The following is a 26,966-nucleotide window of genomic DNA, read 5'->3' on the forward strand; positions in this document are numbered from 1 at the left end:
ATATTTCTGTTGGTTTTAATATGACCAGGGTATTAAAAGATGTGAAAATGTCCTTCAATATGCTGATAACCAGTTTTTTAAATCATTTCATAAATAGGCATCTGATCTAAATGATTTTATTATGCAGTTAAAATTTACCACTACTCTTATTTTTTCAACACTATTCGCTATTTGTCAGGCTTTTGCTTTTTCTGAGGAAATTCCTGTCAAAAACTTTGAAGCTAAAGAAATTTTAACCTCCCCTATCAGTTTTGCCCCTACTGATTTGAATCTTAACCTTACCGTAAATAATCCAAATCCAATCCTCGGAAATGATGTGGTTTTTACCATCACTGTAACTAATAACGGTCCTGAGGATGCAGTGACTGTAGAAGTCTCAGCGCCCCTTCCTGCAGGCTATGAATACCAGGGAGATGATATAGGAGGAGGAGTGTATAATGCAGGTAATGGAATTTGGACCGTCGGGCCACTGGCCTCAGGTTCCGCTGCAAGCATAGAAATTACAGCTACAGTTACCACTACAGATGATTATGAATTTTCGGCCTCTGTTTCAAGTGAAGAAGCAGACTTGAATGATTCTGACAATCAGGCTAGTGTTTCTGTAGATCCTACTTTGATTGCTGATTTAGCCACTTCGAAATCTGCTAGTACCAATTCCCCAAATGCAGGCGATCAAGTTGTTTTCACTGTCTCGGTGACAAACAATGGAGATTATGATGCCACCAATGTGCTAGTGAATGATCAGCTGCGCTCCGGCTATACTTATATCAGTGATAATAGCGGTGGAGCTTACAATTCAGGAACTGGAGACTGGAATGTTGGGAATCTACCAAATGGTGCTTCTGCCAGCTTAGAAATCACTGTTTTGGTGAATGGAAGTGGAAACTACCAGAATACTGCAACGGCTAGTTCGGACCAATTTGACCCGGACAATTCCAATAATCAAAGTTCCATCACTTTAACCCCCGTTCCTCAGACTGATCTCAGCATAGCTAAGACTGTCAACAATGAAAACCCGGATGTGGGAAGTAATGTGGATTTTTCCATTACCGTCACCAATAATGGCCCTTCTCCTTCTACAGGAATTGTGGTTTCGGACCAATTACCAGCGGGATATCAATATGTATCCGATAATCCTTCGCAGGGAGACTATGATGATGGCTCCGGAATTTGGAATGTAGGAAATCTTTCCTCAGTTGGGTCTGCGACTTTGATTATTACGGCCAAAGTGCTGGAACCGCTCTCTGGTGTAGACTATGAAAATCAGACTTCCATCACGGCTAGCAATGAGAATGATCCAAATCCTTCCAATAATTCAGCTAGTGAAATAACGGCTCCTGTTTCCAACCCAAGTTGGACGCTGACCAAAAGTAGTTCCAGTACTTACCAAAATCCCGGCGATGTCATTGATTACACCATCACTTTGCAAAACACTGGGAATGTTTCTATCTCCAATGTGGTGGTTTCAGACCCTCAGGCCACTTCAGGCCCGGATTACAGTTCTGGGGATACAAATTCAAACACTATTCTTGAAGTAGGGGAAACCTGGATTTTTACAGCTTCCTATGAGGTCACTCAAGAGGATATTGATAATGGAAGCTTCACCAATTCTGCCAATGCATCCGGCAGCCCTACAGCCGGAGATTTAGATGATGCATCCGGCAGCACAACCGTAAACGCTACTTTGAATCCTTCTTGGTCTCTGACCAAAACACCAACACCAACAGAATACACAGCAGTCGGAGAGGAGATTACTTATACCATTTCTGTGGAAAACACAGGAAATGTTTCTATTCAAAATCCTACTGTAAGTGATCCGGGAGCAGATTCTGCTCCTACTTATATTTCGGGTGATGACGGAGATGGTGTTTTGGAAGTGGATGAAACTTGGGAATTCACCGCCATTCATACCATTACACAGGACGATTTGGATAATGGCTCATTTTCCAATGAAGCTACCGCCTCAGGATCTTTGATTTCTGGAAGTATTTCTGATGCTTCTGGTTCTGCCAATGTCACCGCGATTCAAAACCCTTCTTGGGAAATGACCAAGACTGCCAATGAGACTGAATATGTCAATGCCGGTGACCAGATCACTTATACCATAGAGATCAGAAACACCGGGAATGTTTCCATTTCTGACGTGAATGTTTCCGATCCGCAGGCCACCAGCGGACCTACTTTTTCTTCAGGAGATACTGATGGAGATTCTGAATTGGATCCGGATGAGGTCTGGATTTACACAGCAAGTCATGAAGCTACTCAGGAAGATGTGGACAACGGGCAGTTCACCAATACAGCCGCTGCCAATGGAAATCCTCCTTCTGGCACCCTTGATGAGATTACTGATGGATGGACTGTCCCATCTGTTCAAACCCCTTCATGGACTATCTCCAAGACCAGTAATACGGATACTTACAGCAAGCCTGGAGATGTGATTTCCTACACAATAGTGGTGCAAAATACCGGAAATGTCACGATTGATAATGTGGTAGTTTCAGATCCTCAGGCCACCTCCGGACCTACTTATCAGTCGGGAGATCAAAACAATGACCAGAGACTGGATGTAGGTGAAACCTGGACTTATTCTGCGGAATACACCGTCACCCAAGAGGATGTGGATGCAGGCTCTTTTGAAAACACAGCTTCTGCCACCGGCGATCCTGCTGGAGGAGACTTGGACGATATAGATGCCAATGAGTCCGTGCCGGCAACCCAAACTCCAAAGTGGACGATTTCTAAATCTGTCAATGAAGGTGGCTATGGGGAAATCGGAGATGAACTCACGTATGACATTGTGCTTTCCAATACCGGTAACGTATCGATCAGCAATGTAGTGGTGAGTGATCCGCAGGCTACTTCCGGACCGACTTATGTTTCTGGCGATGACGGAAATAATATTCTGGATGTAGGCGAAACCTGGGTTTATACAGCTACGCACGAAATCAATCAAGATGACCTGAATGCGGGAGAATTTACTAACGTGGTAACTGCAGCAGGTGATCCAGCAGGTGGAGACCTGGAAGATGCCACTGATGACGCTTCCATAGTAGGTTCCCAAAACCCGAAATTCTCCATTTCTAAAACTGTTGCCGAAAGTGGGTATTCAGAAGCAGGAGATGAGCTGCACTACACCTTGGAAATAGTAAATACAGGTAATGTCACCTTGACAGATGTGGTGGTCACAGATCCAAAAGTTGGTACATCTGATGTTTTTCCTGAATTCGAACCTGGCCAAACCATCTCTTTTGAACTCACTTACACAGTCACCCAGGAAGATGTGGATCGTGGGACTTTGGAAAATTCCGCCACAGCCACTGCTACTCCTCCCTCTGGAAATACATTTAGCCTAAATGATTCAGAGACAATCAAGGCATCCCAAACTCCAAGGATGGAGGTTTCAAAATCTGTAGCTGAGTCAGAATATCAGACTGTAGGAGAAGAACTTACCTACACCATTGTTCTGGAAAACACCGGCAACATCACGATCAATAATCCAGTAGTCGAAGACCCTACTGCTACCTCTGGGCCTACCTATGAAACGGGCGATGAAGATGAAGACGGAGTACTGGATGTGGGAGAAGCCTGGACTTACACCGCTACCTATATAGTTACGCAAGAGGACATTGACAATGGTAGTTATACCAATGAGGTGACCGCTTCAGGCGATCCTGCCGCAGGTGTTCTTCCTGACGAGACCGATGAAGTGACTGTTCCTGCCGTTCAGCTGCCTAGCTGGACCATGGAAAAAACTGCCACCAATATTCCTAAAGAATACACGGAAGCAGGGGATGAGATTTTTTACGATATAGTCGTTACAAATACAGGCAATGTTTCCATCAAAAGCGTGGATGTCTTTGATGTAGGAGCGACCAATCCTCCGGTTTACTCTTCGGGCGATACAGACAATGATCAGATTCTGGATGTAGGAGAAACCTGGACTTTTACCGCAAGCTACATAGTCACACAGGAAGATCTGGACAATGGAAGTCACGAAAATACCGCTCAAGCCAACGGGATTTCTTTGGGAGGAAACTTGCCGGATATCTCAGATGATGAAGTGGTACCTGCCAATCAGATTCCGGATTGGGAAATCACCAAAACTCCTTCCAGCGATACCTATACAAATGCCGGTGAGGTAATCACCTATACTTTTGAAGTAGAAAACACCGGGAACGTGTCAATTTCCGATATTTCTCTCGATGATCCGTTGACTGGCGAACCGGACTACGTTTCTGGGGATACCAATTCTAATGGCAAATTGGATCCGGATGAAACCTGGATTTTCACTGCGCAATACACCATTACCCAAGAGGATATCAATAATGGATCGGTCACAAACGATGTCTCTGCCAGCGGCACACCTGCGGGAGGATTAGACCTGCCAGACGCTACTGATTCCAATACCATTGACGCTATACAAAATCCGGAAATCTCCCTGGATAAATCCGTGGACAAAGTTACCTATGACGATACGGATATTATCTTGAACTATACTATCACAGTCAGAAACTCTGGGAATTTGAGTTTGTCTGATGTGGCTGTTTCAGATGATTTGATTGATTTGGATGAAAGCGGACTGAGCCTGGAGCCAGGCCAGGAGCTTACTTATACCGGTTCAGTTACCGTTACGCAAGAGGATCTGGATAATGGTTCGATTACAAACACTGCAACGGCTACCGGACAAGATCCCAATGGGGAAGACGTGGATGATTCCGATTCTACTGAATCTGATGCAGATCAAAAGCCTTCAATCGAAGTAGATAAAGCATTGACCAGCGATGGGTATGTGGAAGCGGGAGATGTACTGGAATACACCATTACAGTCACCAACACCGGAAATGTAACCCTCAGCGACGTTGATGTAGAGGATCCGCTAACTGGAATGACAGAAACAATTCCAAGCTTTGCGCCTGGAGAGACTATTGTTTATACTACTAGCTATACCGTAACGGTAGAAGATGTAGATAATGGGTCCGTAACAAATGATGTTGCAGCTTCCGGGACAGACCCTAATGGAGAAGATGTGACAGATACCGATTCCCAAACCACCAACGGTGCGGAATCGGATGAAATTACTGTCATTAAAAATGTACAGGAATCAGGTTATTTTGAGGAAGGCGATGTATTGACCTATACCATACTTGTAGGAAACACCGGGAATTCCACAATTAATAATGCTAGTGTTACAGATCCATTGACAGGTTTGACTGAAGATATCGGTACGCTTCAGCCGGGTGAGGTATTGACTTTTACTACTACTTATACAGTTACTCAGGCTGATGTGGACAATGGGACCATTGAAAATACAGCCTCTGCCAGTGGGACTAATGCTGGAGGAGAGGATGTAGATGACGAGGATACAGAAATCATTAATGGAGCCAAAAATCCTGAACTCAATGTCAACAAATCCCTAACCGCCGGCGAATTGGAGGAAGGTGAAGTGTTGGAATATGACATCGTGGTAACCAATACCGGTAATGTAACCATCACTGATGTACAAGTGACAGATCCAGCTACAGGTCTGGATGAAAATGTGGGAGATTTGGCTCCGGGAGAATCAGTCACCATCACTACCACTCATACCGTTACTGCAGATGATGTGGCCCAAGGAACTTTCGTCAATGTGGCAGAGGCTACAGGACAAGATCCAGATGGCAATGACATCAGCGATGGAGATGGGGCTGTCGCGGGAGGTGGCACTTACAGCAATTTGGATATTGAAAAAGACGTTCAGCAAAATGGCTATAGCGCTGCCGGGCAAGTCCTTAATTACACCATTGTAGTTACTAATCGTGGAAATGACGCTTTGACCAACGTGCAGGTGATCGATCCACTGACTGGTCTGAATACTACCATTGATTTGGAATCCAAAGAAAGCCAGACCTTCAATGAAACCTACACGGTCACTCAGGAAGATGTGGATAGAGGTTTCATCACCAATACCGCAGATGCCACTGGACAAAATACTGTCAATGAAACCTTGACTGACTCGGATACAGAATTGATCAATGGAGTTCAAACCCCACAATTGACCAGTGAAAAAGAGGCGGTGCAGGGAGGCTATAAGGCCGTCGATGAAGTGATTCAATACAATATCTTGGTCAGAAACTCTGGTAATGTCACTGTTTTTGACACCCAGATAGAGGATCCTCTTACCGGATATACCCAAGAGGTGGCGACCATTTTGCCTGGTGAAATCATTACCATCACAGAATACTATACCGTCACCCAAGAGGATCTTGATGTAGGTGAAATCAATAATACCGTTTCAGCTGCTGGCGTCGATTATTACGACAATCCGGTGACTACTTCGGCTAGCGAAGAATTAACAGGTGCTAGGAACCCTAGATTGGTTTTGGAAAAATTTGTGGAAGAAACCACTTATTCCACTCCGGGAGATGAGCTACACTATACTTTGGTGCTGACCAACACTGGTAACCTGACCATATTTGACACAGAAATAGTAGATGATTTTATAGATTTTACTACAGTAGTACCTGAACTGGCTCCGACAGAATCAGCCACCTTTAGTATAACATACGAAGTTACGCAGGAGGATTTAGACAGAGGAAATATTCTGAATACTGCAGGAGCAGTGGGCAAAGATTATTTAGGCAGAATCGTTACAGCAGGTGGTGCCGTGAATGTGCCGGCCAATCGCATGCCTGAGATGACTGTGACCAAGGTGGCAGACATTTCAGAGTTTGATGAACCGGGAGTAGAGATCAACTACCTGATCACCGTTGAGAATTCTGGAAATATCACCATCGCAGATTTGCTGGTAAGCGATCCAAAAGCAAGTACAGGTCCTGATTATATCAGTGGGGATGAGCTCGATGATGGTATTCTAAGCGTGGGAGAAGTGTGGACTTATCAGGCTACCTACACCACGACCCAGGCAGATGTGGACCGTGGAAGGTTTGACAATACCGTTACCGCAGACGGTCAACAAGCAGGAGGAGGGCCAATTGAAGCCACTGGGGATGAAACTGTAGCTGCTATACAATCCCCAAGCTGGACTTTGGACAAGAGGGGTATTAACAACCCTAGTACGTACAGCACAGTAGGAGAGGTGCTGAACTATAGCATTACCATCGCCAATACTGGTAATATTTCCATCAACAATGTCAACCTCCAAGATCCGAATGCCACTACTGGACCGGATTATTTCGCAGGAGATCAAAATGATGACGATGTGCTGGATGTGGGTGAAACCTGGACTTACACAGCATCCCATGTGATTACCCAGCAGGATATTGACAATGGTTCCTTTACCAATACTGCCAGTGTCACCGGGAATCCGGCAGGTGGAAGCATTCCTGATTTGACAGATGGCGAAACTACCAATGCTATTCAGAATCCGGATTGGACCCTGACCAAAACCAGTACCACTACTCCGAATAGCTACAATAGTCCGGATGATATTCTGAACTACACCTTGGAACTGGAAAATACCGGAAATGTCACGATCAGCGATGTGACCTTGACTGATCCTTTTGTAGCTTCAGGACCTACTTACAGAAGTGGTGATCGAGATGCCGATGGCAATCTAGATGTGGGTGAAACCTGGGTTTTTGTCGCTAACTACACCACGGATCAAAATGATGTAAACGTAGGTGAATTCCAAAATACCGCTACTGCTACAGGTACTCCTGCAGGTGGAAATCTACAAGATGCCGTAGATGATGAGATCGTTCCTGCCGTCCAAAATCCGCGTTTGGAAGTAACCAAAACCGTTCAGGAGAGTGGCTATACCGCAGTCGATGAAGTACTGAATTATGATATTTTGGTAGAAAATGTCGGAAACGTCACAGTTTATAATATCACTGTTTCCGATTCCAAAACTCTGCTAAGCACGACCATTGATGAATTGGCTCCAGGTGAAAGCCGTGCTTATACAGAAACATATACCGTCACTCAGGAAGATGTGGACCGTGGGACTATTACCAATACTGCGGATGCTACAGGTGAAGATTTATTAGGAAATACTGTTCAGGATGACGATACAGAAGTCCTCAACGGCGCCCAAAATCCTCAGATTACAGTGGATAAGTCTGTAGCCCAAAACAGCTACATCAATGCTGGGGAAATACTGGATTACACCATCACTGTGACCAATACTGGAAATATCACCGTCTTTGACATGGATGTGACAGATCCTCTTACAGGCTTAACGGAAAATGTGGCTACTTTCTCTCCAGGTGATCAGGTGACTTATGAATTGGAATACACAGTAACCCAAGATGATGTGGATAATTCCAAGATTGACAACACCGCATTGGCAGCTGGACTGGACTTCAATGGCAACCCTGTCAGCGACGATGACCTGGAAAGAATCACAGGTGTTCAAAATCCATTTATTTCCTCTTCAAAATCATCTCCTCAATCTACCTATTCTTTCGTAGGTGAAGTGATCAATTATGAGATTCTGATTAACAACACGGGTAACGTCTCCTTCTATAATATGGAGGTCAATGATCCGAAAGCCGAGATCACCAGCGAAAACCCTATTCCAATTATTGTTGCCAGAACTACTGCCACCGTAACGGCGGAGCATGTAGTGACACAGGCCGACTTGGATGCAGGATTCTATACCAATCAAGCTGATGCAATTGGTGCTTTGAAAACTGGTGAGCCAATTTCTACCACTACTAATCAAGTCAGGTTGAATGCGGTGCAAAACCCATCCATGACCGCTACGAAGGCGACTTCTACTGCAGATTACGATGAAGTGGGTGATGTGATCGATTATACCATTGTGGTGGAAAACACCGGAAATGTGACCTTGAGCAATATTACTATCACAGAACCGAAAGCGGTGATCACCTCAGGAAATCCTATCCTATCTTTGGCACCGGGAAATACCGCTACCATCACAGCCGAACATGTGGTGACTCAGGCAGATCTGGATGCTGGATTCTATAATAACCAAGCGTCTGCACAGGGCAAGGACACCAATAATGGTAATGTGAATGCTATGACCAATGAAGTCACTGTTCCGGCCGTTCAAAATCCTGCCTTGATTACCCAAAAGCGATCTACTACCAGTAGCTATTCAGCAGTGGGTGATGTGATTAATTATGACATTTTGGTGAGAAATACCGGAAATGTCACCCTGACGGATATAGTAGTGACTGATCCGAAAGCGGAGATCATAAGTGGTAGTCCAATTGCTACTTTGGCACCTCAGCAAAATGCAACTGTTACCGCCAGACATGTGGTGGTGCAGGAAGACATAGACGCAGGTAGCTATACGAATATGGCTACAGCAACCGGGAAGGATACGAACGATCAGGATGTTACTAATAACACCAATGAAGTGGTCGTTCCTGCGATCGAAAACCCAGCAATCTCGATTGACAAGACAGCGATTACCACCAGCTATTCTGAAGATGGAGATGTACTATCTTATCAGGTAACGGTGACGAATACGGGAAATGTAACCTTGTATGATGTGGTGGTTACAGATCCGCTCACCGGAATGGATGAGCAGTTCACTGACTTTGCTCCGGGAGCTAGCCAGGTTTTCACCACGACTTATACCGTAGATCAGGATGATGTAGATAATGGAGAGGTGCCAAATACGGCTTCCGTTACAGCAGTGCCTCCTGTTTCCAGCGGAATAACAGAAGTTTCAGATACGGATGACGAACTGGTAGAAGCCATTCAGACCCCAAGTATCGAGGTCAATAAATCTTCTGACAAATCAACTTACGAAACTCCGGGTGAAGTGGTGAATTACACCATCATCGTGACCAATACCGGAAATGTAACTTTGACCGATGTGGTGGTAACAGATCCTCTCACAGGATTGGATGAGGAAGTGGGCACTTTGGGACCAAATCAAAGTGCAACCTATACAACAACAATCACCATTACCCAGGATGATATTGACAATGGTTCTATTTCTAATACTGCTTCTGGCTCTGGTGTAGATCCAAACTCAGAAACGGTAAACGATACGGACGATGAACTGATCAATGCCCTACAAAATGGGGATATTGAAATCACCAAAGTAGCCGATCCGAATGCCTTCAGTGCTCCGGATACGCAGATTAATTATACCATCACGGTAGAAAATACAGGAAACTTAACCCTACAGAATGTAGTAGTTACAGATCCTTTGACGGGTCTGGACGAAACTATTGATGTGATGATTCCTGGTCAGGTAGAAGTTTACAATACTTCTATTACCACTACTCAGGAAGATCTGGACAATGGCAGCATTCCAAACACTGCCAGCGCAGCCGGTCAAACTACTCAGGGCGTTGATGTTTCGGATACGGACGATGAGCTGGTAACCGGCCAGCAAAGTGCTTCGATTGAAGTAGTGAAAACTGCCAATCCGCTATTCTTCGATGCAACGGGTGAGGTGATCACTTATACCATAGAAGTGACCAACACGGGCAATGTGACTTTGGATGAGGTGGAACTGGTAGATCCTTTGACCAACTTCGACAAGTTGGTAGGTACTATGGCGCCTGGTGAAACCCAGACCTTTAGTACTACTTATACCTTGACGCAGGCCGATGTGGACAATACTAATCTAGTCAATACGGCCACTGCCACCGGTCTTTCTCCTTCCAATCAGGAGGTTTCTGATACGGATAATGCCCGGGTTTATGTCTTTGGATTACCGGCAATAGAAATTGTAAAAACTGCCGATCCATTGACATTCGACGAGGCAGATGAGACGATCACCTATACTTTAGTTGTTACCAATCTCGGTAATGTCACCTTGACGGATGTTACTGTGGTCGATCCACTTACAGAGACTGATCAGTTGGTGGACGATGGGGTTTTAGATCCTGGGGAAAGCAAAACCGTTACAGTGACCTACGATGCTACTCAAGATGATTTGGATCAAGGGTTTATCAGCAATACAGCCACTGCAACAGGTATGGATCCGGATTCCGAAACGGTGGAGGATACAGATGATGCTCTGGTTCAAGGTTTACGGGCTGGCGCCATAGGAATAGAGAAAACTGCTAATCAACCAAGCTTCGACGAAGCCGGGGATGAGTTAGGATATACCATTACGGTCACCAATGAAGGAAATGTGACTTTGACTGATGTAGAAGCCACAGATCCATTGACAGGTTTGACTTGGGATATTGGAGAAATGGCTCCTGGAGCTAGCGTGTCCACAGTGACTAGTTATACAGCAGATCAAGATGATGTCAATGCTGGCTCTGTAGTCAATGTAGCAACTGCCACAGGAAATACGCCTTCCGGAAACGTCGTGACCGATCAGGATGATGCACGGGTAATCGCCATAAGATCTGGTTCTATTGCAATAGAGAAAACTCCTATTCAGCGAACTTACAATCAGGCCGATCAGGTGATTGACTACGAAATCATAGTCACCAATACAGGAAATGTCACACTGACAGATGTGGAAATATCTGATCCGCTGACTGGATTTGAAACCAGTATTGATAGCATGGATCCTGACGACTCGGAAACTTACACCGTTTCCTATACCGTCACACAAGCTGATGTGGATCGGGGCACGATTGTCAATGTCGCATCAACTTCAGGGCTTACGCCGACAAGCCTAGAGGTTACAGATTCCGACAATGCCATCGTCCTGTCCAGAAGATCGGCTTCTATTTCCATCTCCAAAGACGCCGATGTGCAAACCTATGATCAGGAAGGTGATGTCATTAACTATACCTTAGTAGTAACCAATACCGGAAACGTGACCTTGACTAATGTAGAGGTGACTGATCCATTGACTCAATACAGCACAACTATTCCTACCTTCAATCCTGGAGAAACGGAGGAATTCAGCACCTCCTATGTGATCACACAGCAGGATGTGGATAATGGCGAACTTCCAAATACCGCCAGTGTCACAGGAACTACACCTGCTAACCTGAATGTCAGCGATACAGATGATGAGCTGGTGACAGCCATTCAAAATGGCGAAATCACAGTCTCCAAATCTTCTGATGTGAACACTTACGATGCCGTAGGTGACCAGATCACTTATACCATTGTGGTGGAAAACACCGGAAACGTGACCTTGTCCGATGTAGAAGTCATCGATCCACTCACGGGTATGACGGAAGATGTGGATGCTTTGGCACCTGGAGAAACTGTGACATTCACAGAGGTTTATACTGTGGACCAAAATGATCTGAATGCCGGACAAATTGAAAATACTGCTTCCGGTTCGGGAGTAACTCCTGGCGGTGAGACCGAAGAGGACAATGATTCCGCCATTGTGGATGGGATCCAAGATGCTGAATTGGAGGTTCTGAAATCTGCTGATAAGCCTACCTTCTCTGAGACAGGCGAGATCATTACTTATACCATAGTGGTGACCAATACCGGAAACGTGACCCTCAGCAGAATCTACGGCGTGGACAACAATACAGGTCTGAGTGGATTTATTCTTACCCTTGAACCAGGACAATCCCAAACTTTCACCGAAGCATACGAGGTGACGCAGACTGATATGGACAATGGCTTTGTCTATAACCTGGTAGATGCCAATGGCTATGCGCCGGATGGCAGTCAGGTTGGAGATTCTGACGACGTGACTGTCTTGGGACTTCAAAACCCTGATATATCCATTACCAAAACTGCAAATCCTAAAACCTACGCCGCACCGGGTGAGTTGATCACCTATACCTTGGTGGTGGAAAACACCGGTAACGTGACGCTGGATGAGGTGACGCTGAAAGATCCAAAAACTGGCTTGACCAGAAATATTGGAACTCTTGCCCCTGGTGAAAGCAGTACGCTCACTCCTACCTATACCATCACTCAGGCAAATGTGGACGCGGGTAAAATTGACAATATTGCTGAAGTTTCAGGGGTGGCTCCGGATAACAGCAGAGCTGAAGACTCTGATGATGAAACAATAACTGCATTGCTTGATCCTGAGATCAGCATTGAAAAATCGGCTAACGTATCCGACTACGACGCTCCTGGCGATGTGATCAGGTACTCCTTGAAAGTAACCAATACCGGAAATGTGACCTTGACGGATGTGACGGTGAATGATCCATTGACCAGCCTGACTACCAACGTCGGTACTTTGGCTCCTGGGGATTCTACTAATGTCACAGAAAATTATACCGTCACTCAGGCGGATATCAATAACGGCTCGATTTATAACCAGGCTACTGCTATAGGTAATACACCACAGAATACCCAAGTCACTGATCAGGATGATTTGACTATTGAAGCGATTCAATTGTCATCCATTGAGATCGTGAAAGAGACCACACAGACCACCTACGATCAGGCTGGAAATGTGATTTTCTACACCCTCACTGTGACCAATACCGGAAACGTCACCTTGACAGATGTGACGGTGACAGATCCGTTGACAGGCTTGAATTATAACGCAGGTTCCTTTGCTCCAAATGAAACCAAGCAGGGACAAACCAGCTACACCGTCACCCAGGCGGATATGGATAGCGGGGAAATCCTGAATACGGCTACGGTAGTCGGTACAGATCCGAATGAGGAGCAAGTCAGCGATGACGATGAGGTAGTTTCTAAGGCAAACCAAATCGGTGGAATTGAAATCACCAAATCAGCTTCGCCTCAGGTCTACACAGCTGCCGATCAGGTAATCACTTATACTTTGGAAGTGACCAACGTAGGAAATGTGACACTGACAGATGTAGAAGTGACGGATCCATTGACAGGATTGACGGAAACTGTTCCGGTGTTATTGCCAGACGAAACCCAGCAATTCCAGACCACCTACACCGTAAGTCAGGCGGAAGTGGATGCGGGATCTGTAAACAATACTGCGACAGCTACGGGCACCACTCCATATGACGAAGAGGTTGAAGATACCGACAACGAACAGATTGTTGCGGTGCAAAACGGAGCGATAGAAGTGACTAAAACTTCTAATCCTAAATTCTTTGATGCTGCGGGTGAGGTGATCACTTATACCATTGTTGTGACCAATGTTGGAAACGTGACCTTGGACGACGTTCAGGTAAGTGATCCATTGACTAGTTTCTCTGAAGCTGTGGGTACGCTTGCTCCGGGTGAAAGCGAGACGTTCACGACTACCTACACTTTGACTCAAGAAGATGTAGACAATAAAAACCTGGTCAATACTGCTACAGCCACTGGAGTAACTCCGAATGATGAAACAGTAGAAGACACAGATAATGCGAGGGTCTTCGTGATCGGAGAGCCGGCAATCGAATTGACTAAAACTGCTTCTCCGCTGACATTTGATGAAGCGGGAGAAGAGATCACTTATACGCTTACCGTGACTAATATCGGTAATGTGACCTTGGACGAAGTAACGATTACGGATCCACTTACTGGTACCGATGAAAATGTAGGCACTTTGGCGCCAGCCGAAAGCACCTCTATCACAGTGAGCTATTTGGCCACACAGGATGATCTGGATCAGGGGTCCATAGTCAATACGGCTACGGCGATCGGAATAGATCCTGACAGTGAGCCGGTAGAAGATACCGATAATGCCACTGTCCAAGGCTTGAGATCCGGGGCGATAGGTATTGATAAAAAAGCAAATCAATTGACCTTCGACGAATCTGGTGACGAGCTGACTTACACCATTACCGTGACCAATGAAGGTAATGTGACGTTGACAGATGTGGAAGTAACGGATCCTTTGACAGGATTGAGTTGGGAAGTTGGAGAAATGGCGCCTGGAGAGCAGGTTTCTACAGTGACTTCATACACAGTGGACCAGGATGATGTGGATGCTGCTTTGGTATTGAATACAGCTACCGCTACCGGTGAAACTCCATCTGGCATTGAGGTTACAGACTCCGATGATGCAAGAGTCTTGTCTCAGCGTTCAGGGTCTATTTCTCTGGAAAAAACTCCGCTTGAGCGAACATTTGATGCAGCAGATGAAGTCATTGAATATACCTTGACCGTGACGAATACCGGCAATGTGACCTTGACGGATGTCACAGTATCCGATCCGCTCACAGGTTTTGACAATGGAGGAGCCCTTACTTTGGCTCCGGGAACTTCTGAGACTTATACTGTCTCCTACACTGTGACTCAAGATGATGTAGATGCAGGATTGATCGTCAATCAGGCCACCGCAACTGGCGTTACTCCGCCTGGCAGAACTGTGACAGATACCGATAATGCAGTGGTATTGTCCAGAAGATCTGCGGCTATTGAGCTGACGAAAGAGGCTGATGTGGATACTTACGAAGCGGTAGATGACCTGATCACTTATACACTTACCGTGACCAATACCGGAAATGTGACCTTGACTGATGTGGTGGTTACAGATCCGCTGACAGCTTATAGCACTACTGTTCCAAGTATGATCCCGGGTGAGGTTCAGACCTTCAATACTGTTTACACCATTACCCAGGAAGATTTGGATAATGGAGAATTGCCAAATACCGCAACTGTGACTGGTACTACTCCGGCAGACAGAACCGTAACGGATACAGACGATGAACTGGTGACCGCGATACAAAACGGTGAGATCACCGTGACCAAATCCGCAGATGTGGATACTTATACCGCTGTTGATGACGAGATTACCTACACTATTGTGGTGGAAAACACGGGTAATGTGACTTTGACCAATGTGGAAGTGGTGGATCCTTTGACAGGTTTGACGGAAACTATTCAAACTTTGGCCCCTGGAGAAAGCCGAACTTACACTGCCGTCTATGCGGTAGATCAGGACGATATCGATTTTGGTCAGGTAGAAAATACCGCTTCAGGCTCAGGGGAAACTCCTGCCGGAGAAACCGTAGAAGATGATGATTCTGTGATAGTGGAAGCTACGCAAACACCAGCTATAGATCTGGTGAAAGAGGCTGACAAGGCTACCTATTCTACCGCCGGAGAAGTAATCATTTATACGATTACTATCACCAATACCGGAAATGTGACCCTGAATACCTTGGAAGTCACAGATCCGCTGACTGGTGCAGATGAACCGATCAATACCTTGGCACCGGGAGCAAGTCTATCCAAAGATTTCTCTTACACTGTCACTCAGGTTGATGTGGACAATGGGCAAATCGATAACACGGCAAGTGTAACTGCTTTGGATCCAAATGATGAAGAAGTGGAAGACAGTGACGAGGTGACTGTGGATGCTATTCAGCAAGGTGAAATCGAGCTGACCAAATCAGCCAATTTCTCGACTTACGACGAAGCAGGCGATCTGATCCGATATACTGTGGTGATCACCAATACCGGAAATGTGACCTTGACGGATGTGACGGTGACAGATCCTTTGGTAAGCTTGGATGAAACTTATCCTTCCATGGCACCGGGAGAAAGTTATACGTTGACCAGTCGTTATACCGTGACTCAGGATGATGTGGACAATGGACAAATCGACAATACGGCAAGCGTAACTGCGAATTCTCCTAATCCTGCCACTGTATCTGATGAAGACGAAGTGACGGTGATAGCAGAGCAAAGTCCAGCTATACTCCTAGAAAAAGTTGCCGATGTGGCCAATTACGATGAGGATGGTGATGTGGTCACCTATACGCTCACTGTGACCAATACCGGAAATGTGACCTTGATTAATGTGATGCTGACGGATCCATTGACAGGCATGGATGAGACTATTCCTACCTTGGCTCCGGCAGAGGTGTTGACATTTACCACGACTTACACCATCGAGCAGGGGGATTTGGATGACGGTTCTGTGATCAATGATGCCAATGTAATTGGTACTCCGCCAACAGGCCCTGATGTGACTGACGAAGATGCAGTGGAGGTCCTTGCCTTGCAAAGTGGCTCTATCGACTTGACCAAAACAGCAACTCCTCGAATCTTTGATGCACCGGATGAGGTGATCACCTATACTTTGGTGGTGACCAATACAGGAAACCTGACATTGACAGATCTTAATCTGGTGGACAGCAAACTTTCATTAGTGGAAGATTTTGGTCCTTTGCCACCAGGAGAATCCGTGACCTTTACGCCTACTTACACCACTACACAGGAAGATGTGGATGGAGGTAGTATTCTAAACACTGCGACTGTCACTGGAAACACTTCTGTGGAAGATGGTCTGACTGATACGGATAATGTGACTGTATTCCGTCGCGGCACTCCGGGAATTGAGATTCAGAAGACGGCTTCGCCAAAAGTCTACGAGCGTGCCGGACAGGTGATCAATTACACGCTGACCGTGACCAATGTAGGCAATCTGACCATTGACAATGTGGTTATCACGGATGATTTGACCGGTTTCTCTGAAAATGTGGGAACCTTGGCTCCGGGAAGTATTTCTATCAGAAACACTTCTTATACCGTGACCCAGGCTGATATGGACAGCGGCAGTATTTCCAATATTGCGTCTGTAGAAGGTACAGCTTCAAACGATGAGGTGGTAAATGACGAAGATGAGGAAAGCGTAACTGCTCTGACTGCTGGATTGCTTACGATTGATAAAACGCCTAGTCCAAGATTGTACCGAGCTGAAGGAGATCAGATCACCTATACCATTGTGATCCGAAACCGTGGCAACGTGACCCTCAGCAATGTGGAGGTAAGCGATCCGCTTACCGGAATGGACGTGGCTGTCGGAGATTTGGCTCCGGGTGCAAGTAGGACATATACCGAGGTTTACACCATTGACCAAGAGGATATGGATGCAGGATTGGTGACAAATATTGCCACAGCCACAGGTACCACACCAAAAGGACGTGACCTGGAAGTGACTGATAATGCCGTAGTCATTGCCTTGAGAAATGGAGATATTGCCATCCAAAAAACCGCCGATGTTTCGACCTACGATGCGGCTGACGATGTAATTCCATACACCATTGTGGTGACCAATATCGGAAATGTGACTTTGACCGATGTGACTCTGACCGATCCACAGACTTCCTTGGATCAAAATGTAGGTATTTTGACACCGGGAGAAAGTGCTACAGTCACCACTACTTATACCATCACGCAAGCTGATGTGGATGCGGGAGTCTTTGAAAATATTGCGACAGCAACAGGAATTACTCCTGCCGATAGAACTGTGGAGGCAATGGATGATGAGCAAGTGACAGCTATCCTGAATGGAGACATTGATATAGAAAAAGTTTCTGATATCAGCACTTACGATGAGGTTGGCCAGACAGCTAATTATACCATTACGGTGACCAATACCGGCAATGTGACCCTGAGCAATGTAATTGTGAGAGATCCGTTTACTGGTTTGGATGAAGTAGAGCCTACTCTGGCACCTGCTGCTTCGGTAAGCTATTCCACTTCGCATGTGATTACCCAAGAGGATCTGGATAATGGATTCTATGAAAACATAGCCGGAACACGAGGTACCACACCACAAAATGAAAATGTGGTGGATCTGGATACTGTTCAGATAGATGCTATCCAGGAGCCGTCTATTGTTTTGGAGAAAACCGCAGACGTGGACACCTTTGATGAGGAGGGAGATGTGATCGAGTACATGGTCGTAGTGACCAATGATGGAAATGTTTCTTTGGACAATGTGACCGTAACGGATCCGAAAACCGGATCAAGTAGAGATTTTGGAACATTGGCTCCTGAAGAAACAGCCACCATCACAGTAAGCTACACCGTGACACAAGCCGATGTGGACAGAGGCTCTTTGGAAAATGTGGCTTCCGTAACCGGAGAAACACCTGACGGCGGCGAGGTAGAGGATGAGGACGAATTGATCATAGACGGCATCAAGAACCCAGCTATAACTATAGAGAAAACGACCACATCTACAACCTATGCTGAAGCAGGTGATGTGATTCCATATACACTGGTAGTGACCAATACCGGCAATGTGACCCTGACCGATGTGACCGTAGAAGATCCATTGACAGGTTACTCAGAGAATGTAGGAACACTTGCCCCTGGAGATACGATGACCTTGACGACGGATTACACGGTGACCCAGGCAGATGTGGACAGCGGCGAAGTAAGTAATATAGCTACAGCCACCGGTACTGATCCAGACGGTGGAGAGACCGACGGCACCGATAGCACAGTAACCCCTGCGACGCAGACCCCTGGCTTGAGTGTGGATAAGGAAGCAAACGTGGACGAATACGATGAAGCGGGCGATGTGATCCCTTACACCATTGTGGTGACCAACACAGGCAATGTGACCTTGACCAATGTGAACGGGATGGATGACCTGACAGGTCTTGGACGAAACTTTGGTACCATGGCACCGGGAGAATCCATCACGGTGACTACCAACTATACCGTCACACAGGAAGATGTGGACAACGGAATAGTTGAAAACTTTGCGACAGCGACAGGTACCGATCCTGAGGGTAATCCTACAGATGGTGGAGACGGAGCGGAAGTGGATGGCATCAAAAACCCGTCCCTGGATGTGATAAAAGCCACCAACGCCACCACCTATACCGAAGAAGGCGAAGAGATCAAGTACGGCATTGTGGTGACCAACACGGGTAATGTGACCCTGACCGATGTGACGGTAGAAGATCCATTGACAGACCTAACGGAGGATGTAGGTACCCTGGCACCGGGTGAAAGCGCCACGATCATCACGAGCTACACGGTAACCCAGGAAGATGTGGACAACGGTACGATCAGCAACTTTGCGACAGCGACGGGCACCGATCCTGACGGGGGAGAGACCGACGGCGGTGACGGTACAGATGTGGATGCGACCCAGACTCCAGAGATAGAAGTGGTGAAAACCGCCGACCAGAGCACCTATGATGAAGAAGGTGCAGTGATCAACTATTCCTTGGTGGTGACCAATAACGGCAATGTGACCCTGACAGAAGTGACCATCGAGGATCCTTTGACCGGACTGGACGAAACGGTAGGCACAGGTACTTTGGCACCAAATGAATCAGTGACCATAGAAAGCTCCTACTCGGTGACCCAGGCTGATGTGGACGCAGGTAGCCTGATCAATACTGCCACGGCTACCGGCACAGATCCGGACAGCAACGAGGTGACCGACGAGGACGAAGTGGTACTGACAGCAGACCAGCGCGGAGAGATCGATATAGACAAGTCGGCAGATGTGACCGACTATGCTGCTCCGGGGGATGTGATCACCTATACCCTGGTGGTGACCAATACCGGAAACGTAACCTTGACAGATGTAACGGTACGCGATCCATTGACTGGACTTGTCCAAAATATTGGTACCCTTGGACCACAGGATGTGGTAAGTCTGACAGAAACCTATACGGTAAGCCAGACCCAGATCGATGCGGGCGAAGTGGACAATACCGCCACAGTAGATGGACTGACCCCTGAAGAAGAAACTGTCAGTGCAGAGGATGATGTGATCGTTCTTGCCCTACAGGCAGGGGCGATAGAAGTGAGGAAAACAGCCAGCCCAAGGATCTATGATACTGCAGGAGACGTGATTGACTTTACCTTGGTAGTGACCAATACCGGTAATGTGACCCTGACAGGGGTGACCTTGGAAGATCCGTTGACAGGTTATTCCGAGAACATCGGCATGATGGGGCCTGGTCAGGTATTGACTTATACTACCGACTATACGATCGTTCAGCAGGATCTGGAAAACGGCAATGTGCTGAATACCGTGTTGGTGGAAGGTACCGCACCGGACAACTCCATCGTGGAAGATGTTGACGATGTCCGTGTATTCGCGGACGGTGAACCGGGCATAGAGATCCAGAAAACAGCTTCACCGCTGACCTATGATGAGGCCGGAGAGACGATCAGCTATGAACTCATCGTGAGCAATGTGGGCAATCTGGAGCTATACGATGTGGAGATCACAGATCCACAGGTGATAGATGCACCTATCAGATTGGCCACCCTTTCGGTAGGGGAATCTGCTACCTATACCCTGAGCAGAGATGTGACCCAGGATGATGTAAACAACGGCTTCTTCAGAAACATCGCTTCGGTGACGGCACATGATATTGACGACACAGAGGTAAGTGATACAGACGATGCAATCGTGGTGGCCAGAAGGTCTGCGGGACTGGAGATCACCAAGACGGCTTCGCCAAATCTGTATGACGAGGCAGGCGATGAGATCACCTATACGCTGACCCTGACCAATACCGGTAATGTGACCCTGACCGATGTGCATGTGGTGGATCCGCTGACAGGATTGGATGCGGTGATCCCAACCTTGGAGCCGGGCCAAAGCCTGGACAGAACCACCGTACTGACCGTGACCCAGGAGCAGATGGATGCGGGCAGGATTGTCAACAATGCAACCGCAGAGGGAACCACTCCTGCAGGATTGACCCTACGGGACAATGACCGGGCAGTGGTATTGGGCAGAAGAAGCGGAGAGATCACGGTGGAGAAAACGGCCAACGATACAGACTTCAATACTGAAGGAGATGTGCTGAGCTATAGCATCCTGGTGACCAATACTGGCAATGTGACGCTGACCGATGTGACGGTAGAGGATCCGCTGACGGGTATGGAAGAGGAGATAGATAGTCTGGATCCAGGCGAAAGCCAAAGTTTCACGACCTATTACACCGTGACCCAGGCAGATGTGGACAGCGGGGAGAAGATGAACACGGTGACAGCGGCAGGCCGCACACCGATCAACCGCACCGTGACAGATACGGACGAAGCGTTGGTTGACGGTACAAAAGCCCCTGTGTTGGAAGTGGTGAAAACCACCGAGGCAACCGAATACTCCGAAGTTGGGGAAGTGATCCCATACAGCATCGTGGTGACCAATACGGGTAACGTAACCCTGACCGATGTAACCGTGGACGATGACCTGACCGGCTACTCCGAGAATGAAGGAACCCTGGAGCCAGGCGAATCACTGACTGTGACGACTGATTACACCGTGACCCAGGCAGACCTTGACAACGGCAGCATCACCAACCTGGCCTCCGCAACAGGTACGGATCCTGACGGCGGTCAAACCGACGGCGGTGATGGTACTACTATAGATGGGGTTCAAAATCCTGAGATTGACATTGAAAAGTCCACCGATGTCTCCTCCTATGCTGAGCCAGGAGATGTGATTCCATTTAGTTTGGTAATCACTAATACTGGAAATGTAACCCTTTCTGCAGTGACAGTTTCTGATCCATTAACTGGTTATACTGAAAACTTTGGTACTCTGGCGCCAGATCAGACCTTTACAGTGACCACTAGTTACACGGTGACACAAGCAGATATTGATAATGGAAGTTTCGTAAATATCGCTTCTGTAATTGGAACTGACCCTGAAGGTGAAGATGTAGATGATCAGGATGAGGTTCAGGTAAATGGTATAAATAACCCTAGTTTATCTGTGGATAAGATTGCTGATACGGATACTTACGCCGAAGCCGACGATGTGATCCCATACAGCATAGTGGTGACCAACACAGGCAATGTGACCTTGACTGATGTGACGGTAGAAGATCCATTGACCGGACTGACCCAGAATGTAGGTACACTTGCACCGGGAGAAACAGCAACGGTAACTACTTCTTACACCGTCACCCAAGACGATGTGGATGCTGGTGAGGTAACCAATATTGCGACAGCAACAGGCACTGATCCAGACGGAGGTGAGACGGATGGCACAGATACAGTTGTCGTTCCGGGCACAGACACCCCAAGCCTAAGTGTGGATAAGATTGCCGATGTAGCGACTTATACCGAATCCGGCGACGTGATTCCATACAGCATAGTGGTGACCAACACCGGCAATGTGACCTTGACCGATGTAACGGTAGAAGATCCGCTGACCGGACTGACCCAGAATGTGGGAACTTTGGCACCTGGAGAAACCGCGACGGTTACGACCACCTACACCGTCACCCAAGACGATGTGGATAATGGAGAAGTGACCAATATTGCGACAGCCACAGGCACTGATCCAGACGGAGGCGAGACGGATGGCACAGATACAGTTGTCGTTCCGGGCACAGATGTGCCAAGCTTAAGCGTGGATAAAGTAGCCGATGTAGCGACTTACGCCGAAGCCGGGGATGTGATCCCATACAGCATAGTGGTGACCAACACGGGCAATGTGACCTTGGCCGATGTGACGGTAGAAGATCCATTGACAGGTTTGACCCAGAACTTGGGAACTTTGGCACCGGATGAATCCGCGACGGTTACGACGACTTACACCGTGACCCAAGACGATGTGGATGCTGGTGAGGTGACCAACATTGCGACAGCCACAGGCACTGATCCAGACGGAGGTGAGACGGATGGCACAGATACAGTTGTCGTTCCGGGCACAGATGCGCCAAGCTTAAGCGTGGATAAAGTAGCCGATGTAGCGACTTACGCCGAAGCCGGCGATGTGATCCCATACACCATTGTGGTGACGAACACCGGAAATGAAACGCTTACTAATGTGACTGTAGAAGATCCGCTGACCGGACTGACCCAGAATGTGGGAACTTTGGAACCGGATGAAACCGCGACGGTTACGACCACCTACACCGTCACCCAAGACGATGTGGATAATGGAGAAGTGACCAATATTGCGACAGCCACAGGCACTGATCCAGACGGAGGCGAGACGGATGGCACAGATACAGTTGTCGTTCCGGGCACAGATGCGCCAAGCCTAAGCGTGGATAAAGTAGCCGATGTAGCAACTTACGCCGAAGCCGGCGATGTGATTCCATACACCATTATGGTGACGAACACCGGAAATGAAACGCTTACTAATGTGACTGTAGAAGATCCGCTGACCGGACTGACCCAGAACTTGGGAACTTTGGCACCGGATGAATCCGCGACGGTTACGACGACTTACACCGTGACCCAAGACGATGTGGATGCTGGTGAGGTGACCAACATTGCGACAGCCACAGGCACTGATCCAGACGGAGGTGAGACGGATGGCACAGATACAGTTGTCGTTCCGGGCACAGATGCGCCAAGCTTAAGCGTGGATAAAGTAGCCGATGTAGCAACTTACGCCGAAGCCGGCGATGTGATCCCATACAGCATTGTAGTGACCAACACTGGAAATGAAACACTAACCGATGTGACGGTAGAAGATCCGCTGACTGGACTGACGCAGAATGTAGGAACCCTTGCACCTGGAGAAACCGCTACAGTCACGACCACTTACACCGTGACCCAAGCCGATGTAGATACTGGCGAGGTGACCAATATTGCGACAGCAACAGGCACTGACCCAGACGGAGGCGAGACGGATGGCACAGATACAGTTGTCGTTCCGGGCACAGATGCGCCAAGCCTAAGCGTGGATAAAGTAGCCGATGTAGCAACTTACGCCGAAGCCGGCGATGTGATTCCATACACCATTGTGGTGACGAACACCGGAAATGAAACGCTTACTAATGTGACTGTAGAAGATCCGCTGACCGGACTGACCCAGAATGTGGGAACTTTGGCACCTGGAGAAACCGCTACAGTCACGACCACTTACACCGTGACCCAAGCCGATGTAGATACTGGCGAGGTGACCAATATTGCGACAGCAACAGGCACTGACCCAGACGGAGGCGAGACGGATGGCACAGATACAGTTGTCGTTCCGGGCACAGATGCGCCAAGCCTAAGCGTGGATAAAGTAGCCGATGTAGCAACTTACGCCGAAGCCGGCGATGTGATTCCATACACCATTGTGGTGACGAACACCGGAAATGAAACGCTTACTAATGTGACTGTAGAAGATCCGCTGACCGGACTGACCCAGAATGTGGGAACTTTGGCACCTGGAGAAACCGCTACGGTTACGACCACCTACACCGTCACCCAAGCCGATGTAGATACTGGCGAGGTGACCAATATTGCGACAGCAACAGGAACCGATCCGGATGGAGGTGAAACCGATGGCACGGATACTGCGGTTGTTCCGGGTATTTATGATCCTGCAATCGAATTGACCAAAATAGCGGATGTAGCAACTTACGATCAAGTTGGTGATGTGATCACTTATACCGTCACGATAACCAATACCGGAAATACAACCTTGAGCAATGCCTTGATTACGGATCCTCTATCTGGATTGGTGGAAACTAATCCTGTATTGACTCCAGGCGAATCAGTCACATATACTACAACTTATACTGTCAATCAGGCAGATATGGAGATGGGAAGCATCACCAATACAGCTAATGTTGTTGCACAGGACCCAATGGGTAATGATGTAATGGATAGCGATGATGCAGTGGTAGTGACCGACGCAGAGCCAGCAATAGAAATTGTCAAAATCGCAGATACGGAAGTAGCTATCGCAAGTGGGCAAGTGATCACGTATACCTTGACAGTAACAAATACTGGAAATGTAGATCTCTTAGATGTGAATGTGACTGATCCTTTGACTGGATTAGATGAGACTATTCCGAGCATTTCTCCGCAGGAATCTGTGGAATTGACGACTACATATACCATCACCGAAGCTGATGTTGATGCAGGTAATCCTATTGTGAATATTGCCTACGTTTCTGCTCCAAATCCGGTAGATACAGATCCGCTTACAGATGAGGATGATGCAATTACCAGAATAGAGTGTAACGGCGAAACCTTGGTGACTGGATTGATTTATCATATTCTTGGTCAAGAAGGTTTGGCAAATGTCCCTGTTATACTACTTCCTGGCGAAAATACTCCTGGTGATACTCTGATTAGTATAACAAACAATACAGGCAGATATCAATTCTTAGGAGTTCCTGCAGGTGATTATACCATAAAAGTATTGGATGAAGGGCTTGAAATCAATCAAGGACTGAGAGCCATAGATGGGGACGAAGCCACTATTTCGGTTGAACCTTGTAACTACAACCCGGTTGACTTTAGGTATGCAAGAACAGGATCAGGACCAGTAGCTAACAATCCATTCCTAAGAGGCTTTGTCTGGTACGATATCAATGGGGACGGCATAGAAAATGAGTGGTATGATGCCAATGGTGATGATCTGGTTACTCAAAACACCATTACTCCAGGGCAACCGATCAATATCTTCAATTGGGAGTGGTTTGATTTGAACGGCGATGGAAGTTATGAAGGACCAGAAAATGCGGATGAACTGAATAAAGCAGGATTTGGTAATCCTGCAGGACAGAACATTTCCATCAAAGGGCCAAATGACTATGAAGCAATGGAGTCCGTGGGATCATTTGGAAACTGGAAACATGAGTTGACACAGTTGCTTCCTTATGGTGAATACGAAGTGACTTTGGTGACAGATCCAATATTTGATGTCAATGGACTGAGATTGGGTGCCTCTGGTTTGGTTAAGGTATTGCCGGAGGCTTCGGCAAGAATGTCTGAAACGGATGAATTGAACAGATTAGTTTGTGAAGTTACTACTCCACTTGTTCAGACAGGTACCATAAGCAGAGACGAACCTACAGTATTTAACTTTGACTATGGATTGCGCTGCTTCTTGGTAGATGATGAAGTGAATTTGGCTGTGGAGAAAACATCCAATGAAGTGGAAATCTACGAAGGAGATGAATTAGACTATGAAGTAACATTGAGAAATATCGGTGATACGGATGCTACCGAAGTTGTTCTGATGGATGAGCTTCCGCAAAATGTCACTTATCTCAGCGATGAGGTAGTTGAAAACAGCAGTGCGGCTGAGGTAACTTCTACAGTTACAGGTAGTAGAATCACTTGGACTATTCCAAACTTCGAAGCAGGAGCAGAAATACTGATCCGTATTCGAGTGAAAGCCGGAGATCCGGGCATCATTACCAATATTGCCGAGGTTTCTGCCAGTGAAAATGACACCGATGAGATGGATAATCAGGATGATGATGTGAACGAAATCCTACCGTTCCATATCCCAAATGTCATCACACCTACCACTGTAGATGGAGATAATGACACCTTCGTGATCCAAGGACTCGGTAAGTTTGTGAGCAATGACATAGTCATCTTCAACAGATACGGCGATCATGTGTTTGAGACGGAAAACTACCAGAATGACTGGGATGCTCCGGGCCAAGTTGCCGGTACTTACTTCTACATTTTAAATACTGTAGACAAGGATGGTGGCAAGCATGAGTTCAAAGGATGGATTCAAGTGATCAAAGATTAACATTCAC

The 26,966-nt window shown here is 47.0% G+C and carries 1 protein-coding gene; it reads left to right on the forward strand.

Features of this window, described 5'->3' with window-relative positions:
• The first annotated feature begins 121 nt into the window (after positions 1 to 121).
• Positions 122 to 26,959, forward strand: coding sequence for a DUF7507 domain-containing protein (locus PBT90_RS19870; protein ID WP_270130805.1), 26,838 nt, complete (start codon positions 122 to 124; stop codon positions 26,957 to 26,959).
• Positions 26,960 to 26,966 lie beyond the last annotated feature (7 nt).

The sequence above is a fragment of the Algoriphagus sp. TR-M9 genome (assembly GCF_027594545.1).
GTDB lineage: Bacteria > Bacteroidota > Bacteroidia > Cytophagales > Cyclobacteriaceae > Algoriphagus > Algoriphagus halophytocola.